Source organism: Paenibacillus barcinonensis (assembly GCF_003217495.1).
GTDB classification, from domain to species: Bacteria; Bacillota; Bacilli; order Paenibacillales; family Paenibacillaceae; genus Paenibacillus; species Paenibacillus barcinonensis.
In genome coordinates, this window is sequence record NZ_QJSW01000025.1 from 21,561 (window position 1) to 39,318 (window position 17,758).

Annotated in this window: 16 protein-coding genes; 2 read left to right on the plus strand and 14 right to left on the minus strand. The window is 48.3% G+C overall.

From position 1 onward, the window contains the following. Window positions 1-137: 137 nt before the first annotated feature. Both DFQ00_RS24490 and DFQ00_RS24495 read right to left on the minus strand, forming a co-directional pair. Window positions 138-2,012 carry an RNA polymerase sigma factor gene (locus DFQ00_RS24490; RefSeq protein WP_110899090.1) on the minus strand — a complete coding sequence of 625 codons (1,875 nt, stop codon included), beginning with the start codon at window positions 2,010-2,012 and terminating at the stop codon, window positions 138-140. Between the two features lie 52 nt (window positions 2,013-2,064). Next, window positions 2,065-3,003 (minus strand): hypothetical protein, encoded by a 939-nt coding sequence (locus DFQ00_RS24495; protein ID WP_110899091.1) that lies wholly within the window; start codon window positions 3,001-3,003, stop codon window positions 2,065-2,067. A gap of 211 nt (window positions 3,004-3,214) precedes the next feature. Here DFQ00_RS24495 and DFQ00_RS24500 point away from each other — a divergent pair, with 211 nt between their 5' ends. Next, window positions 3,215-3,391 (plus strand): CsbD family protein, encoded by a 177-nt coding sequence (locus tag DFQ00_RS24500; protein ID WP_110899092.1) that lies wholly within the window; start codon window positions 3,215-3,217, stop codon window positions 3,389-3,391. A 189-nt stretch (window positions 3,392-3,580) separates the two neighbouring features. On the opposite strand, the gene DFQ00_RS24505 is transcribed toward DFQ00_RS24500, so the two are convergent. After that, window positions 3,581-4,582: an NAD-dependent epimerase/dehydratase family protein gene (locus tag DFQ00_RS24505; RefSeq protein WP_110899093.1), complete on the minus strand. Its 1,002-nt coding sequence runs from the start codon at window positions 4,580-4,582 to the stop codon at window positions 3,581-3,583. 153 nt (window positions 4,583-4,735) lie between these two features. Here DFQ00_RS24505 and DFQ00_RS24510 point away from each other — a divergent pair, with 153 nt between their 5' ends. Next, on the plus strand, window positions 4,736-5,266 hold the full coding sequence (locus DFQ00_RS24510; RefSeq protein WP_244213992.1) for a cupin domain-containing protein: 531 nt from the start codon (window positions 4,736-4,738) through the stop codon (window positions 5,264-5,266). A 112-nt stretch (window positions 5,267-5,378) separates the two neighbouring features. Here the strand turns inward: DFQ00_RS24510 and DFQ00_RS24515 are convergent, their stop codons facing one another. The 11 genes from DFQ00_RS24515 to DFQ00_RS24555 all read right to left on the minus strand — a co-directional run bounded on the left by DFQ00_RS24515 (window position 5,379) and on the right by DFQ00_RS24555 (window position 17,406). Further along, complete coding sequence (locus tag DFQ00_RS24515) at window positions 5,379-6,038, minus strand: TVP38/TMEM64 family protein (RefSeq protein WP_110899094.1); 660 nt, start codon at window positions 6,036-6,038, stop codon at window positions 5,379-5,381. A gap of 287 nt (window positions 6,039-6,325) precedes the next feature. Then, a complete protein-coding gene (locus DFQ00_RS30015; protein ID WP_244213994.1) occupies window positions 6,326-7,276 on the minus strand; it encodes an HNH endonuclease in 951 nt (316 codons plus the stop codon). Then, entirely contained in the window at window positions 7,237-7,503 is a 267-nt protein-coding gene (locus tag DFQ00_RS29670; protein WP_174812186.1) for a hypothetical protein, read from the minus strand. Before DFQ00_RS29670 ends, DFQ00_RS30015 begins: the two co-directional genes overlap by 40 nt. A 36-nt stretch (window positions 7,504-7,539) precedes the next feature. Beyond that, window positions 7,540-7,725 (minus strand): hypothetical protein, encoded by a 186-nt coding sequence (locus DFQ00_RS24530; RefSeq protein ID WP_110899096.1) that lies wholly within the window; start codon window positions 7,723-7,725, stop codon window positions 7,540-7,542. Between the two features lie 173 nt (window positions 7,726-7,898). After that, window positions 7,899-9,074, minus strand: coding sequence for an acyltransferase (locus DFQ00_RS24535; protein ID WP_110899097.1), 1,176 nt, complete (start codon window positions 9,072-9,074; stop codon window positions 7,899-7,901). 164 nt (window positions 9,075-9,238) lie between these two features. Then, a complete protein-coding gene (locus DFQ00_RS30215; RefSeq protein ID WP_279630433.1) occupies window positions 9,239-9,361 on the minus strand; it encodes a hypothetical protein in 123 nt (40 codons plus the stop codon). A gap of 82 nt (window positions 9,362-9,443) precedes the next feature. Further along, the gene (locus DFQ00_RS24540) at window positions 9,444-10,796 is read right to left on the minus strand and encodes a cryptochrome/photolyase family protein (protein ID WP_110899098.1); all 1,353 of its coding nucleotides are present in this window, start codon (window positions 10,794-10,796) and stop codon (window positions 9,444-9,446) included. 26 nt (window positions 10,797-10,822) lie between these two features. Further along, complete coding sequence (locus DFQ00_RS24545) at window positions 10,823-11,986, minus strand: response regulator (protein ID WP_110899099.1); 1,164 nt, start codon at window positions 11,984-11,986, stop codon at window positions 10,823-10,825. Between the two features lie 111 nt (window positions 11,987-12,097). After that, window positions 12,098-15,217 carry an ATP-binding protein gene (locus DFQ00_RS24550; RefSeq protein ID WP_110899100.1) on the minus strand — a complete coding sequence of 1,040 codons (3,120 nt, stop codon included), beginning with the start codon at window positions 15,215-15,217 and terminating at the stop codon, window positions 12,098-12,100. A 347-nt stretch (window positions 15,218-15,564) separates the two neighbouring features. Continuing rightward, window positions 15,565-15,690, minus strand: coding sequence for a hypothetical protein (locus DFQ00_RS30220; protein ID WP_279630434.1), 126 nt, complete (start codon window positions 15,688-15,690; stop codon window positions 15,565-15,567). Between the two features lie 681 nt (window positions 15,691-16,371). Beyond that, complete coding sequence (locus tag DFQ00_RS24555; RefSeq protein ID WP_110899101.1) at window positions 16,372-17,406, minus strand: NADH:flavin oxidoreductase/NADH oxidase; 1,035 nt, start codon at window positions 17,404-17,406, stop codon at window positions 16,372-16,374. Window positions 17,407-17,758 lie beyond the last annotated feature (352 nt).

The following is a 17,758-nucleotide window of genomic DNA, read 5'->3' on the forward strand; positions in this document are numbered from 1 at the left end:
CACTTTGGTTATTATGCGGCGACAGTCCCTGCCTTATACTTCAGGTGAGAACATCTTACTTGTTCAAGTATGAACCTCTTCCAGCCCGAATGCAAAAAAACACAAAGCAGCTTCGCGCCTTGTGTTTCTTCTTCAGGTTACTCATGCAGCTCTACGCTCTCCACCACAACAAGTATGGATTGCAAGATCGACATGACAGACCGTTCCAATTGCTCCACCTCCTGTAGCACAAGGACCGTTTGATCAATCACATCCTGTTTGTCAGGAGCTCCACCATCGGGGAAAGGAAAACATTCCACTAAAAAATGCAGCTTCTCGGCAATCAAACGGTATTTCTCCTCTGCCATCTGGCATAAATGAATGAGTTTCCCTGTATCCGGGCAGACGCTTGAATGGTTGTCATCTACATCCCCGATCGGTTCAACGGAGTGCTTGTCCGCCGACATCCTCCATAATTGACTTAATTCTGCAAAGAATGCACTGGCATAAGTCCGCGCATCCCAAAGAACAGCAATATTATATGCATGTCCATTGGGCTCAAGGTCACCTCTTCTCAGCGCCTCTCGCCACACACCATACGCAGCAAGACCACTTACCGTGTCGGGCAACATATATGTATCAAGGCCCTCATAGTGTACCAGAGCATCCTGCAGCACGGCTTTGAGGTTAATCTTGTCCCGCATACGGCTCGGTTCTACGGATAGCACAAAGATTTCCTCGTTTACCCCTCTCCCCAGATGGTCATAGGGAAGGATGGTCGATTGAATGAAATCGACACCGTACAGTGTACGACTCTGATCATCATATCCATAGACCAGTCCGAATTCGGGAATGTTCAAATCCCACACGACTGCTGGAATTCCCCGGGATACGGAATATCGGATCATGGATAGTGCCCGAATTAGTCTCGGGTGTAACATACGTTTGTTTTTGGCAGCATCCTGAAGCAAAGCAGGCTCCACCAGATTAGCATTCACTCCCGCCTCACTGGCCGTTGCCTCAACAGCTGAAGGGAGATAACCCATATGACGCAGCCCTCTCCCAAGCACTTCTTTGAAATTAAAAGCTGTGGGCCCTGCAATATGCAGATTCGCTGGATATACAGTGAGTCGAAAAGCAAGCCCGGTACAGCCCATAACGATGGGAAGCGAAGGGGAAACGCCCACATAACTTAACATCTCATATATAGCTGCCGCTGCAGAACTCCATGTCTGCGGAGCATCAAATGTTCGTGGTTCATGCAGCACCACACACTGTGGCAGAGAGGACACGTTGTCCCTGAGCAGCTCATTGATGCCATGCTGTATGTGATGCCTTGACAGTTTTTTTCGGCAACGGGATAGAATCTGATAAATATTAGCAATCGTTAAACCGGTTTGATCTGCAATGTCTCTAGGTGATAGCTGTTCGATCCAATGGCTCACGCAGATCAGACGCTCCTTCTCATGTAATCCTGTCAGCAGTTGATGGATGTAATGATGTGTTTCCGCTGTTGCAGCTGCGTAATATGGATCATGGCTTATTTCGCTTGTCTGCAGTGAAGTTACGCTAATCTGTTCATCCAGAAGATGGCTGGTTGGATGCTGCCAACTCCCTGCTTCATCTGTGGAACTGAGGTCTCCTTGATCTGGTAAAGATGAAAAAGTTTGCTCCTGCATACGCGTTCGCCGTTCTATATAAGTATAGGCCATATTCCTCACAATTCGTTGAAGCCAGGCGAGCAAGCGATTGGGATTCAGCAATTGATGCATATGATGGTAGGCACGGATAAATCCCTCTTGTACTACGTCTTCTGCAAGACTGTCATCTCGTGTAATGCCTCGTACATATCGGTGAAGTCTGGAACGATATCGGAGCACTAACTCGTCAAATGCCTGCTGGTCTCCCTGCTTGATATGCTGCACGATCTGTTCGTCTGGCATCCCGGAGTAACTGCACGAAGCGTACGGGGCATGGTCATGTTCTTGAGCCAAGGTTTCTGCTTGCTGTCTGTCATTTTTCTCTTTTGGCATACAATGCCCCCTCTCTACGCACTAAAACACGAAACAGCGCCATGCCCTCTGCCTAGTCAAATTTCATCTTCATGATCTCTGCCTCTAATCTCGCTTCGGTCTCTGCCAGCTCACTCATCCACCGTCCAGCCTCATCCCAGTTTCGGGACACCAGACGGCTCTGACACGCTCCCATCTGAAGAGACTGGGTATGCTTCAAGGCAGACAGAGCAGGATTTATCTTTTCAAAAAACAAACGATAATCCTCCGCCCGGCGCGCACCGACCGGCAGTGTAAAATAGACATAATGTGCCCATTCGTTATCACTCAGTTCGCCCGACCGGATCTGTTCAGCCTTCTGCATAATGGCAGTCATTCCCGTCCTTCCCCCATTCACCTTATCCTTATTCTGCTCGATCAAGCTGGAATAGAACCAGGCACAAGCCCGGTGATTGATCTCTGTTCTATCGGGATGCTCCACACGTTCAGGCTGATGCCAGCTGCGATATACCTGTGAACTCCAAGGAAACTCGGTTCTCCACGCTTCTTCAAGCTGCTCTAATCCTAAATAAACATTAGGGAAACCTGCCGGGTCATGCAATAATACTTCAGCCCCTTCAAGGGCCAGTAACAAGACATAATGATCAGAACCTTCAAGTGCTCTGTAATTCGGATTGTAATTGAGCTTGCCCATGTTCAGCGGTCCCACCATGACAGGCCCTTTGCTCAAAGATGCTTTGAGTGCATCTAACGGCATACGCGAGCCCCGGTCATAAGCCCGTTCCGTCACGGTAAATCCCATAATATGCAGCGCTTTGGTCACAGCGTAATCTGGACTCATGCTGCAATTATCAAAAAATAAAATATTATTGGGCGAAAGGAATGCCCCCAAAGAAAATCCGCCAACCACTTCAAGCAAGCCTGGTTCGACTTTTTCCTCGATGGAAGCCAGCAGCATCGCAGCTGAATTGGCATAACAGTAAGCCGCATTACCGATATAGTTGTTCATCATCATAACATCTCCTCTTGGATAGACGGAGCACCACATTTAACTACTCCTACTTAGATGACTCTGAAAAGAGATGAATTCTGACAGATTCGACGAAATGAATTTTAAATGATCTTTCCAAAGTCTCAGGCAATGCCTTTTGCAATCTTGGCGTTTAAATGATCGGCAGCCCGGTTAATAAGCACTACACCAGACAACGAAGGAGATGTTCGATATGAGTAATTCAACTAGCGATAAAATCAAAGCAGGCATTAACAAGGCCAAAGGCGAAGTGAAGGATCAGATCGGTAATGCAACAAACAACAAGTCCCTTCAGGCTGAGGGTAAGATGGATAAGGCCAAAGGGGCCGTTCAAGATAAAGTGGCCGATATGAAAAAACATCACGAATAATGTACAAGGTATACACAATCGGTACATCTGCACGCCTATGGCGATAACGATGACTGTAGCGTGTTTAAACTTGCCTGACCGTCCCAACTCTGTCGTTCGTACCCGTTCGAACTGTCATGCATCGTGACGGAGGCGCAAAAAAGCCAAGGAAGGTGTTGATCGAGCCACCCTTCCCTGGCTTTTTTTGTACTATACCGCTGGCACAGCATATCGGGCCATATCAATGATAAAACTTCTGCTTTCGCGGTTCGTGTGATACTCCCGGCTGAACAGCCTGACCCAATCGGCATGCTCCTGATACCACTGGAATGTTCTCTCCAGCCCCTGTTCCAATGTAGTCTGCGGGTACCAGCCAAATGCTGTGCGCAGCTTGCCGGAGTGAACCACCAAACTGGATCCTCTGGATTGCGTTGGCTCCTGCTGCCGAATTTCCATCGCTTCAGCGGAACGAGCCAGCGGCTCCAGCAGCATACCAATCTCCTGCATCGTTGTCCCGATACCGGTAGAGATATTGTACGTCTGTGCATATTGACCACTGAGCATAATCTGTTCAATTGCACGCAGTGCATCGTCAATATACAGAAAATCGCGTACGGCTGATCCCTGAATATCCAGCGGCAGTCCATCCAGCATACGTCCGAAATTTCGGGGAATAATGCGGTCAGGCAGCTGCCATGGCCCATATAGATTGGTGAGGCGGAATATGTTGACTGGAAGCTGATAACATTGAGCATAGGACCTGGCCAGCGTCTCACAGGCTACTTTGGAAGCAGAGTAAGGAGACACGGGGCAATAAGGGTCCGATTCATGGTACACTCTACCCCATTCACCACCATATACTTCAACGGATGAGGCTAGAAGCAGAGGGATCTGATGGTCCGCAGCATATTGCAGGATAGCCTGCGTGCTGAGGGTATTGTTACGGAATACCTCTGAGGGCTGATGATACGAATAATCGACGTGAGGCATGGCAGCAAGATGAATGATATAATCCGTGCCAGGTGGCAGATCAAGGCGATCCTCTGCAAGGTTGCACTTGATATAAGGAAGTTCATGCAATGAAGAACGGTGAACAAATCTCTGACAGTAGTCATCCTGATCCAGCAAGGTGACCTGATGCCCCTTTTGCATCAAATAGTGTGACAGATTAAATCCAACGAACCCAGAAGCTCCTGTAACTACAATGTTCACTCATGTTCCCCCTATCCAAAAAATGCTGCGAGTACAAGGAAGAAAGTCTATATAATAAGTATAACCTTAAAATGATACATTTTGTATCATTTTACAGCGATTTTATTTTTATAACATCAAACTGCTTTTTATACAGAAGGAGGCCATTGGAGAATGAGTGAAATGGATCAGGATAATCCAAAGTACAGCGGCATTCAAAAACTTTATTTTCAAGACGATGGCGTCATCCCAAATCACCCGCGCCTTCCCGTGCTATTGTACAGAGGTGTCTGGCTGGCTGAATCGGCCTTGGCCGAAGCACGTCTGAACCAAAATGGGTGGGGAAATAGCTGGGTTAACGGTGTGTTTGACTACCATCATTATCATAGCAACGCCCACGAGGCGCTTGCCGTAATTAGCGGGTTTGTCAAGTTAACTCTTGGCGGGGAAAAGGGACAGAAGGTATATCTGAAGAGCGGGGATGTCGTTGTACTTCCTGCGGGAACCGGCCATAAACGTCTGGAGGCCAGCTCCGATTTTCGAATCGCAGGTGCTTATCCGGGTGGGATGAGCTACAACACTCGAACGGGGGAACAGAGGGAGCGCCCGAAAGTGCTACAGGAGATTCAGGAGGTCCCTATACCGGACACAGACCCGGTGTATGGTATAGCCGGACCCTTAACCAAGCTGTGGTATAAGTCTTGATGCTCAGTAAAATACAGAAAAACAGCTGATCTGGAGATCTGGAATTTCAGCCCTCTCCCGTTAATCGAACGCGATAGAAACGCATAGCGCGATTGCTACCTTCCAGATCAAGCTATGAGGAAATTGAATTGCCAGAACTCTGATGTATTGATTGCATCTCTTCCTGATCGGGGCTAAAGCGGGTGAAATGACGCTCCAGCTTGCGACTTGCCCATAGGGAAACAGCAATGAACAGAATTACGCCGATCCAGCGTACCGGGTGTTCAAGGAACTGCTCTACGTTAGAGCCGATATAGGTGACAGAGAAGATCATGATGGCTTTGCCAAGACCCACCGCGAGCAGGAAAGATAACAAACGCATTCGGGCAATACCTGCTGCGATATTAATAATGACAAACGGCCCTACGGGGAATATGCTCAGCAGAAAAACATAACTGAATGCATTCCTGCGAATCCATACCATACTGCGCTGCACGCGCGGTTTGCGGGCCCATTTTTCCACAAAGGCCGATTTGCCGATCTCCCGCACAAGCAGAAAAGTCACGGTACATCCGAGAACCATACCGATCCAGGAGTATAAAAAGCCTGCCCATAAGCCGTATACGGCACCATTAACACCCACAATAAGCAGTGTCGGAAGCGGCGGAACAAAAGACTTCATAAACGTAAGCAAAATGCCCGGCAATGGACCGAGAGAACGGAATTTCTCCAGCCAGAACCGAATATTCTCTTCTGTAATATATGACATCACATCAAGTGCTGCCGTTGTCATCCGCATCCATCCAATCTATATCGATCTGTTCCATCTGTTTGATCTGTTTCAAGTATTCCATGTGTAAAATCTATATTTGCTGCCCTCCAAGTATAACGTACATTGGGCTGCCGTACCGTTGTCAATTTGAAGAAATATTGTATATCCGTTAACCCAAAGACATGTTCATACCAATAAACGATGGATTGGGCAACACCAAAAAGCACACCAAGAGCATAGACTCTCGGTGTGCTTTGCTTGTAAACGCCGCTAAGATGGCTGTTTCTCAGCAGCACTTTATCTGCTTCCTATTGCGTATCCTCCAACTCACTTTCCTGCATTTCAAGCTCCAGCAGCTCCGCCTGATGCGCAGCATTCCACTCAGGAATTCCCGAACGCATGAACTCGTCCGCATCCATTGCCGCTTTGGACTGATTGCACAGGTTGCAGGCACAGACACAATTAAGCGGTGTCGTATGTCCACCCTTCGCCCGCGGAAGGAGATGGTCAATGGTGTCACCATAGGAGCCGCAGAAATAACAGGTATAATTGTCCCGATTCAGAATAAAACGCTTGAAATCCTTGTTGCTGAACAGACGGCGAATGGTATACCGATTGACAACAACAGCGGCCTTTTCCTTCACCAGCGTGACTGCCAGCTCCATATCCACTTCCTGATGCCAGCGGCGGCCCTTGTCCGTTTTGCCGCGCATGCGCACCATGCCCTGCCGATTGGTACGAAGCGAAGCCGGATCCTCCGGGTCAATCGCTGCTGGAGGCGCATGATGACGCCGCGGCCTGCCATCCATTCCAGCCGCATGATTTCGGCTGGAATGAGGGGTGGACTCGCGCCCTGATGCAGCTGGTGGCGATGTCTTCGCTGCAACAGCAGGACGTGCAGCGCCCTTACCCGTGCCGGTTCCGCCACGGGTACTGCTGCGATTGCTACGAACACGATCTGGCTCCGGCGCAGGAGCATCAGCAGAAGCATGAATATTCACAGCCTCAGCAGGCTTCCGTTTCCGCCGTCTCCGTCTTTTCTTGCGCTGACTGCCGGTAGAGGACGTTGCTCCCACTTCATCCTTTAACAGCTGCAACGTCTGCTCAGCAAGCGTGGTCTTGACGTCCGAAGCTACTAATCTGGACAATGAGGAGGACTCCTGCTCGCTTTCCGTCCGCTCTCCCCGTTCGTTCCCTTCGGCAAGCTGCCGTGGCTCCATCACTTGTCCCTCGCGGTGCTCAAGCTTGGCGGCAGCCATGGCCTGTCCCGCTTGACCCTCTTCAGTATGCCGCTCCCGTACTCCGTGCTGACGACAACGACGACAGGCCCCGCGTCTGGCTCCGGGACCCGCCCTTTTCCCGGTCCTGCGCCGAAAGTCAGACGCAGGCCGTGACTCTCCGCAATACATACATGTCTTGGTTTGCTGCGTTTCTCCTGCTGCCATTCCTTCGCGGAAAGGGGCTGGTCCCGTCTCCATGTTGTCACCTCGGTTCCGAATGTATCCGGTTTCTTTCTATTGTATCACATCTGCTCGCGAACACCCTCATAGCTATAGGCTTTGTATTCCTTCGAGCTGTATTCGGGTGTCTGCTCTCTGCATTCATGAAGAATGTGCTCTACATATTCCAATATATCCTGCATCGGTTTCCCGCATTGTTCGCATCTTGTCATGTTGATCACCTTGATCCTGTCTTTTAGGTTTACCATATATTAATGCTCCACCTTATGATTACCCCTGGATTATGCCAAAGAAACATTCGTTCCCACCGGAATGACATGAATATCCAGCCATCTCACCAGCAGAGAATATATGAAAAGCCGTTCCCGGTCGCCTGCAGGCTGACCGAAAACGGCTGATCTTCACACACAATTTCTAACACTTAATGCATATCCACTTGTCCCGACTTCTGCTGAGGCACAAAACGCGGCTTCGGCTTGGGCAGATTGCCAAAAAGAATCCAGGCATAAGGCAGGAACCTAGCCGCAAGCCCCACCACAATCCATGAGGCGATCAGGGCAATACCGAATCCGCTGGCATACCATAGGTGAATGATGGAGGACACCCCGGTTTGTGGGGGATGCTCACGATAAAATAACAGAAAAAACGGATGAATCAGATAAATGCCGAAGGACAGTGTACCCAGACGGTTCAACGGTTTGACAATAAGCGCAGGACCATGATGATAGAGCCAATAGGCAATCTGGATAATGACCAGAGCACAAGCAAACGTATGAACATTCCAGAAGAGCTCATACCACAACGTGTTATATGTCGCGATCTTCAGCCGAAGTAGATAATAAATATAAACGTGCGCCAGCCCTGCCGTAATCCATACAGTCCATAGCACAATCCATGAAGCAACTCGACCCTTGGTGGCATTAGCCTTACTAATAACAAACCACTGCTTGATCTGTGGGAAATATGCCCCCATATATGCTCCTAACATAAAATAAGAGAAATAAGAGAGGGCCCAGCTGCCCTTGTTAGGAACTTGAAACCCGTACTTGTTGCTTACAATAAAGGCCCATTGAATGAAAAGCCCGATTGGGACAGACCATTTTACAACCGAAGGATATTTCTTCAGCAGCCACAGCACTAGCGGGAAAATGAGATAAAATTGCATATTAATAAACACAAAATACAGATGCGTGTACGCTTTTCCTGTAAACAGTTTCTCAATAAAAGTAATTAGCGATTCATCAAAGGGTCGCCCCTGATAGTACATGTTATGTAGTACAACAAAATAAAGAATAGAGAAGAGAAAATACGGCAGTAAAATATAAACAAAGCGCTTCTTGTAAAAATTGCTGACGAGCTTTTTGTCCAGCGGACGGGTGTAATAATTATAAAACAGCACAAAGCTGCTTAGAAAAATAAAAGTTGGCGTACCATATTTCATAAAAATGTTAATAAAGTTGTACAGCCAGTAGTACCTGGAATCTGTCATTTCCAGCGTAGCATTGGAGGTAGAATGCACAAATAGTACACCGATAATGGCTATCGCCCGCACGAGATTCAATTCCGGGATTCGTTCTCTTTTCAGTGTTTGATTCATGTTCAGAGGTTCTCCTTCATGTATTCGTCAATATGTTAAATATGACTTAGTCCATTTAGCTCTCTATCTATTAAAAGGCATATTGCTTAACATGTGTAGTCCAATTTATTAATATTTTTTTAATTTTCAAGTGAATTTCACAATATTTGCATTTCTGTACATGCTCAAAAGACCGCAGTAACGCGGCCTGACAGTAATGAAGTCATCTTCTGCAATCCGTTCGATTTTTTTTCGTTCATCGGCACCAGCAGGGTCAACTCCGGCTCAGGACCCGTTTGAGAATACATTCAATGCAAAAATCCCCCGCCAAAAGCAACGGGGGAAACGAAAGCATTGCAGGATTCATCTATGCTCATAGAACAATATCTTCTACCGACTCGTCAGAATTTGTTTGTAAACATCAATTGCCGCTTGTCTGGAGGTCTTCAGGTCGACGATCGCATCTTTCCTCGGCTGATGAATATCTTTGCTGTGCACATGCTTTAATTCAGGCAGCCACTTGCGAATGTAATCTCCTTGAGCATCATACTTCTCGGACTGTGTAACGGGATTGTTCACACGGAAATAGGGCGCAGCATTCTCGCCCAGCGAGGCACACCACAGCCAGTTCCCCCGATTCTGGATGTTATCATAATCCTTCAGCTTGCGTCTGAAATACGCTTCACCAAGCGTAAAGGGACATTGAAGATTTTTGGTTAGAAACATTGCAGTTAGAATACGAAGCCGATTAGGCATACGCCCGGTTTCATTCAGTTCTGTCATAGCCGCATCAATAATCGGGATGCCCGTCTCCGCTTTGCACCAGCGCTCAAAATGAGTATCGTGAAGAGCGGAGAGATCATATTTTTTTTCATACGTAAAATAATGCTCCTCATAGACCGCTCTGTACAAGTAATAATCGCGGAAGCACAGCTGCCTGATCCACTCTTCGGCTTCGCCTGCACGCTGCGCGGCGTCAAACATCTTGCGGATAGACACGGCTCCCACCGCAACATACGAGCTAAGATGACTCGGCTCATATGCCTCGAATTCATCCCGATGTTCCGCGTAATCTGTCACTCGCTGGGATATGAAACGATCCAGCAGCATATGCGGGTCTTCCTCTTGCTCTTCCTGTTTCCCGGAAACTGCCTGCAGCAAATTAGAGGGCACCTTCATTCCATCCGGCCATTCCAGCAGGTAGTCACTGACGTTTACATCCTGAATGGTTACGGATGACGGCGGATTCGGATATGCATGCATAAATTCCAGCCAACGCCTGTGAAACGCAGCAAATACTTTATAAGGCTCGGGCTTGCCTGTATATTCAGCAAAAGCTTTCAAATCCATTAACAGATGATCCGTCAGTTGCGTAAAAGGAATCTGAGAGGATTCGCATACTTTACGTAGCTCCCTGTCTCTGTCTATCGCATACGGCGTCATATCTCGATGAACCACTACCTCGCTGATTCTGCCCTTCAAATGGCGCAGCACCCACTCAAGCACCTCGGCCGGCTTGCCATAAGCCGTATGTAACCGTTGCCCTTTTTCTTGATACATTCTGTCCAATGCTGCTGCATGACGCAGGAAATTCATACCACTGTGTTCCTTCTCCCGGCCCTGCCGTAGCAGAAATGGATCATAGATCAACACATGCAGGCTCTCTTCCTCCTGTGCTCGCAAATAATCAAATGCGCTCAGATCATCTGTACGCAGGTCTTTACGGTGTATGAATAACTTCACGTGCCGCACCCCTCTTGCCTGAACATCTATTGATTCGTCAGACTTTGATATAATTTACTTGTTTCAAGCTCTGGCTGATGACCCAGGTCCTCCTTCAGAAGCAGCTTCAATGAGTGGTAGACCTTCTTTATGCCCTGCTGGTCATCCAACGAGGCGTAAATCTCCATCATCAATCGACATATTTCTTCTGAATAAGGCTCACGTTCCTGCAACGCCTGCAGCAGCTCAATCCCCTGCTTTCCTCGTCCATTAGCCATGTCCCATCTGGCAATATCTATGACAAGTCCCGTGTACTTGCTCCGGAGCTCCCTGCTTTTGGCTTTGGCCCAATCATAATCATGTTCCTCCAGATAATCTCCACGGTAGAGCAGAGCGACCTGTCTTAGCTCCTGCACATTAACCGAAGTGACGGCAGCATAAGACATCGCCTGTTCAAACTGTTCAACATCACTCACCAAATTACCAGTCAACAGACGATAACGGTTCATGTTGTACTCCAGCTTGCCCGTCATCCCCCATTCCTTCAATAATTTGCGGATCTGGTATACAGATGTATGCAGAAGTGTGAGCCCTTTGTCCTGAGATAAATCCGCCCAGAGCTTATCAAGCAGAATCTCCTTGCTTACCCACTCCCCGCGATGATGAAACAGAAAAGCGAACAGCTCTTGTGATTTGGTTGTACGCCACTTATGTTTCTTGGCACTTTGCTCAAGGCTTCTGAAGATGTCCAGATGCTTGAAGACCAGCAGTCCTGGTGCCTCCAGCTCCGGCTCCTCCGCTACAGGCTCCGATTCCTGTACTTCTGCCGTGGCGGCAGCTTGAGTGTTATAAGACATCATACCTTCAATGCGGTCTATCGTTTTGCTTAATCTGCCTGGACTAACCGGCTTTAATATGTAATCCAGAGCTTGCAGTTCAAATGCCTCCACGGCATGATGCGCATAAGCAGTTACAAATATAACCCGAATGCTCTGATCCAGTTGCTCGATGTATTCTGCTGCTTCCAGCCCATTCATCTCTGGCATGCCAATATCCAGAAACACCACATCCACACGATGATTGGTCAGAAACTCTAAAGCGTCACGGGCTGTTGAAAAGCATTGTATAGGATCAATTCTTCCATCCGACTGAAGCAGTCGCTGCAGGTGAAGCTGCGCCGGCTTCTCATCATCTACCACAATGGCTCTCACCGTTCCTCTAACCTCCTGCTATGAGCGATTCATTACAATATGAATACCGACTATATCGGTATCCGCTTATTCGTATGTTAATCATAATTACCGAGAGTCCGATCTTCGATGTCACGAAAAATGATGAACCTGCTTCAGTGGTAAACAGAACTGTATTTGTGTTCCGCTCCCTACATGACTCTGAATTTCCAATGCGGTACCATAGAGCGACATGAGACGACGATTAATATTGTACAGCCCTACACCTCCCGGACCTTCGATTCGGCCTGACCTGACCTGAGCCATGCGTTCTGGAGGAATGCCCACACCGTCATCCTGTACCCGAATAATGACGTGATCTGACTCCTCGTAAATGTGAAGCATTACCGTCCCCCCCGCCGCCCTCTCCATAACGCCATGGCGAATCGCATTCTCCATAAGCGGTTGAATGGTGAGTGGAGGAAGAAACAAGCGAATATCCGGCTGCACATCATATTTGACGATGAGCCTGTCCTCAAACCTTGCCTGCTCCAGATGTACATACGATTGAACCAGCTCCAGCTCCTTGTAGAGTGGAACAAGTTGCTCTCTGTTCTGAAAATCAAAGCTTCCCCGCAGATAGTTGCTCAATTCAATCAGCAAATCTGTTGCCTTATCCGGGTTGACGGCACAGGTGGCAATAATAACATTCAGTGCATTGTAGAGAAAATGAGGTTTGATCTGTGCCTGAAGAAAAGCCATCTCTGTTCGAATCACATCCTGCACCGAGCTACGCATTTGGATTAATGTACGAACCCGTGCCCTCAGTTCCCCAGCATCCACCGGCTTGCTCAAAAAGTCGTTGGCTCCCGCCTGAAAACCATGCCGGATATCTTCAGGTAATCCGCGTGCAGTGAGCATCAGAATAGGTAGCTCGGATAATGAACGGTGCTCGCGCAGCATGCGGCAGAGCTCCAGCCCGGACATTTTGGGCATCATCCAGTCCGTAATCACCAGATCAATGCATGGATAATGCTCAAACAGCTGTAGCGCCTTAAAGCCGCTGTCCGCCGCAAGCACACGGTAACTTTCCGTGGACAGCAGGCTTAGGAGCACATGCCGATTCACAGGATCATCATCTACAATGAGAATTGTATGTTCTCCCTCCTGCATCTGCTCCTGCGATGGATTCACATCGAACACACCCATCATCAAATCCTGACTCATCTCATGATTCAGCTTTTTCACCTGGGTTGGAACGTAACGTGCTGGTACAGGGCCGAACTCTTCCTGTAGTAACGACAGGTTCACGCTAGGTAACGTAAAATGAAATGTTGATCCCACGCCCGGCTCTGAATCGACCCAGATTTCCCCATCACTCAGTTCAACCAGCTTCTTGGTTATGCTAAGACCGAGCCCCGTTCCTTCATAAGCCCGTTCCATCGTGCCATTAGTCTGTTCATACGCCTGAAAGATATCCTCCAATCTGTCTGGTGCAATACCCACACCCGTATCCGCAACAGATACCCTGACCTTGTCACCTTCTACGGTGGCATACAGCCTAATCTCTCCTTGCTCGGTAAACTTGTATGCATTACCCAGCAGGTTATAGAGAATCTGACGCAGTCGATCCTCGTCTGCCTCTACCAACGGCAAAGCATCCGGCCAGTGCTGGTGCAGCACAACAGGTTTGTCACCAAAAGTAAACCCCGAAATCTCAACTACGGTTTGTGCGACAGATTCCAGATCAACAGGCATTCGCTTTAGTTCAATTTCGCTGTTTTTTAATTTCGAGAAATCCAGAATGTCATTCACCAGCAGTGACAGCCGTTTTCCAGTTGCCGTGATCACGGACAAATTTTTAGCCTGCTTTGGTGTGAGGGCACCAGCCGCTCCTTCCAGCATAGAATCAGCAATATTGATAATTCCATGAAGCGGTGTCCTTAGCTCATGAGATGTGTTCGCCATGAACTCATCCTTGAGGCTGTCAATCACAAGCAAACGCTCTGACAGAGCCTCCACATCACGAAGGGATTGTGCAAAACGGATCGCTGTAACGACCATCTGGATAAATACAAACAAAAGCAGCTCAAGCAATGCATGAAATACGGTGTCAACCGATGTCACCACCCCGATGGTATGAAGCACAACAACCATAATAATACTCATCATACCAATCAGTGCATAGACACTGTCATTGGTTCGTTTACGCGACCAATAAATCATAACCCTGACCCCATAGGCCATAACAGAAACAGAGATCAGTAGCATCGGTAGTTCCAAAGTAGAAAATAATTCCGGCGGAAGGGTGATAGCTATGAGGGAGCTTATAATAAACAGGTACTTACCCAGGCGTACAAACCATGAATGAACCGCTCCTGGAGCCAAGGTAGCCAGATAAAGAAGTAAAAAATAATAAGAGAACACTCCGCTGAGAAGCTGAAGACGCAGCATCTCATTATGTAACAACAGAGGGATGAACGTACATAACAGCTTTTCTCCATGAGTAAGGGCAAACAGCGCCCCGGACAGACTGAACATCCCCAGATAACTAAGCGCTTTCTCACTAGGTCTCAACCTGAACAGCATTAGCATAAAAATGGCTGGCAATATAAAGCCGAACAGTGTCATCAGATCTTTAAGCAAGCCCTCCTGCTGGTCATTAAAGATGCTGTTCTCGTCTCCAAACAAAACAGGCGCTACAATGCCTCCAGAGGAATAGCTGTAATTGGATACCTGAATGATAATGTCAGCCGTATGCCCTTGAACGGAAATAAACCCTGTATAGGGAATGTTTTTTTGAGTATCCGCTTCCTTTGTTCGCCCGGGCATGCCCTTACCACCGATCAAGTCATCGTTAATGAAAATGCGTTGGGACATCCGTATATTTTGCGTGCGAATCCCGTAACGATTGTCCAGTTTCCCGGATGGGAGCTGCAGCTGTACATGATATGTTCCGTATCCATGAGCCTTTCCCATCACAGTATTCCATCTGGACGGCACCTGAATATCTACTGAAGCAGGCAGCGGCCTGTTCCCCGTTGCGTCAGCTTCGAAATCCTTCGGTCCAAGCAGCTGATCCGGGTAGAACTTCCAGATTCCGTTAAGCGGAGCTGCCCCCCGCTGGCCGAAATCCCATTGACGCAGATCCATACGCCCACTGATCACCTGCGGATTGTCCCGCTGATCCACCCATGTCTTGGCGACCCAAGCCAGCGGAAGCAGCACGACGAATATGAAGCTTAATGTCAGCACGATCCATTTATTTTTCATCTATGTATTCCTTCCGTACTAAATCTGAAGAAAGAGTAATAACCCGAGAAAGAGTCACTTTTTGTCGACTTGCTCCTATGATCCATGTTACACGTTTCTGGGGCTCACGAAAATAGCTCATTGCGATTCATTTCACCCCATTTTTAGCAAAATAAGCGAATAAGCTCTACGCGCGGCGATACTACCAGCCAATAACGCCAAAAAGCCCCGAGCTCCTTCCGGTCAGATCCAACCGGGAGAATCCTGGGGCTTGGATGGACTGCCAAAACTCCGAATGCCATATGGCGTTACATTGGGATACATTCAGGGAGGCTGAGCCACTTTACGCCGCACTTCACTAATCTACCTTAACCGACGACTTCCTTGAGCTTCTGCACAAGACCCTTCCAGCCCTGTGCAATCCGTTTGCGAATTATGACATGGGCCTGTCCGAGCTCAATCAGTTTATCGGCATTCCAGCCGTTGTGAGTCAATGTAAAATGAGTGCCAGCACCAAGCTGCAGCAGCTTACATTAAGGTGATACGGACTAGAAGAGCTTCGTCTCGTTCCCGAAAAGACAGGTTTCGTCCATATTGAGGTCTACGCAGATTTTAATCCCGGCAAATTGCCCACACAAGCCGGTCAGAAGCTAGTATATGAGGCGACACGAAAAGCTTGAACTTCGATATAGCAATGTACAGCTTGCATAAGACATAAGGTGGATATTCCTCGTTGCTGCTCTAACGATCTCCACAAACCTTATTTGCCCCGGATGAAGGCTGTCCGAATTGTAACGATCACCAGAAAGCTTATTCCATCAAAAAAACCTCAAAAATGCCCTTCACTACTGCTAAATAAGCTGAATAACGTCTCTGTGGATCGTTAGAAATGTACAGGGATGAGATGCGCCTAAATAAGGCTTCTCCAGATCGTTAGCGCTCGCCGTGTCATATACATCAGCACATAACATTCGTAGCGCATTCAGCATTAACATTATATTCATCAGTCACATCATTCAAACTATGATGTGACACCCAAACATGTCCCTATCCTTGCGTGCATACATGTATCGCCGCTCTTTAACATAAGCAGCATACCAGGGCGTGTCTTGACAACTGCTATTGTGCACCTTTTACTCTTTTCGTCCCATTCCCTCAAGACTTCCCTTTGGAATTTAATATCCGCGGGAATACTGCTCGGCAATGGCTGCTTTCTCTTTGGTAACGCCCAGCTCAAGTGCAGCATGATTTGCCCAGTACGGGTCGCGCAGCATGCCACGGCCGATGGCAACCAGATCGGCATCCTCATTGCCAATAACGGCCTGAGCCAGCGCTGCATCCTCCAGCATGCCAACAGCGATGACAGGCACTTGTAACTCCTCGCGGAAACGCCGGGCAAACGGCACCTGATACCCCGGATAGTTTCCGGGTTTACGCTGGCCTGCTGGCCCTTCCCCGCCGGAACTGATGTGGAACATGTCCACGCCTGCTTCCTGATAGGCGCGAGCGATCTTCAGCGTATGATCAATGTCATATCCGCCATCCGCATATTCTACAGCGGAGATACGCAGGAGTAGCGGCATATCCGCGGGCATTTCTTTTTTCACCGCATGAATGACTTCCACACCAAAGCGCGACAGCTCCTGTCCATACACATCCTCGCGATGATTCATCAGCGGAGAATGAAATTGATGGATCAGATAACCGTGTGCCCCATGAAGCTCGATCGCATCTACACCAGCCTGAACAGCCCGGCGGACACCAGCAGCAAACTTCTGCACCATCGCCCCCACTTCTTCAGTTGTCAGCGCACGCGGTTCCTTATAAGCTTCTCCCGGAAACGTAACTACAGAAGACGCAACCGGCTGCACAGCATCCTGGGCTTTGCGGCCTGCATGAGCGATCTGAATCGCCACTTTGGAGCCATGTGCGTGCATTCCATCTACCAGCTTGGCGAACGCCGGAATGTGATCGTCTGACCATATACCCAGATCCTGATCTGTAATCCGTTCATCCGGTTCAACGTCGGTCATCTCGATGATAATCAGCCCTGTTCCACCCACTGCACGGCTCACATAGTGAACCTGATGCCAGTCATTCGGAATGCCATCCTTGGCCGTAACAGAATACTGACACATCGGTGCCATCACGACACGGTTATGCAATTGCAAACTTTTGAATTGATATGGTGAAAATAACGTCTCTGTCATCGTGGCTACAACTCCTGTCCATATTTTGAATTACCAGCTTCGCGATCATTTCACCAGCCTAATTTCTGCCGATTTCACTCCGTTTTGCTCGGCTTCGCCCGGTTTCTGCCCTAACGATCTCCACGAACCTTATTTGCCCCGGATGAGGGCGGTCCGAATTGTAACGATCACCAGAAAGCTTATTCCATCAAAAAACCTCAAAAATGCCCTTCACTGCTGTTAAATAAGCTGAATAACGTCTCTGTGGATCGTTAGAACCGGGAAAGACTTGAAAACGCCTAAATAAGACCTCTCCAGATCGTTAGCGCTCGCCGCCTCGCATCATTGACATCATTGGCATCATTCACACACT

Bases quoted from the DNA above. Each gene is read 5' to 3' on its own strand.
- DFQ00_RS24490 (WP_110899090.1), bottom strand. From the start codon at position 2,012: ATGCCAAAAGAGAAAAATGACAGACAGCAAGCAGAAACCTTGGCTCAA.
- DFQ00_RS24495 (WP_110899091.1), bottom strand. From the start codon at position 3,003: ATGATGAACAACTATATCGGTAATGCGGCTTACTGTTATGCCAATTCA.
- DFQ00_RS24500 (WP_110899092.1), top strand. From the start codon at position 3,215: ATGAGTAATTCAACTAGCGATAAAATCAAAGCAGGCATTAACAAGGCC.
- DFQ00_RS24510 (WP_244213992.1), top strand. From the start codon at position 4,736: ATGAGTGAAATGGATCAGGATAATCCAAAGTACAGCGGCATTCAAAAA.
- DFQ00_RS24515 (WP_110899094.1), bottom strand. From the start codon at position 6,038: ATGACAACGGCAGCACTTGATGTGATGTCATATATTACAGAAGAGAAT.
- DFQ00_RS30015 (WP_244213994.1), bottom strand. From the start codon at position 7,276: ATGGCTGCCGCCAAGCTTGAGCACCGCGAGGGACAAGTGATGGAGCCA.
- DFQ00_RS24530 (WP_110899096.1), bottom strand. From the start codon at position 7,725: ATGGTAAACCTAAAAGACAGGATCAAGGTGATCAACATGACAAGATGC.
- DFQ00_RS24535 (WP_110899097.1), bottom strand. From the start codon at position 9,074: ATGAATCAAACACTGAAAAGAGAACGAATCCCGGAATTGAATCTCGTG.
- DFQ00_RS30215 (WP_279630433.1), bottom strand. From the start codon at position 9,361: ATGTATTCTCAAACGGGTCCTGAGCCGGAGTTGACCCTGCTGGTGCCG.
- DFQ00_RS24550 (WP_110899100.1), bottom strand. From the start codon at position 15,217: ATGAAAAATAAATGGATCGTGCTGACATTAAGCTTCATATTCGTCGTG.
- DFQ00_RS24555 (WP_110899101.1), bottom strand. From the start codon at position 17,406: ATGACAGAGACGTTATTTTCACCATATCAATTCAAAAGTTTGCAATTG.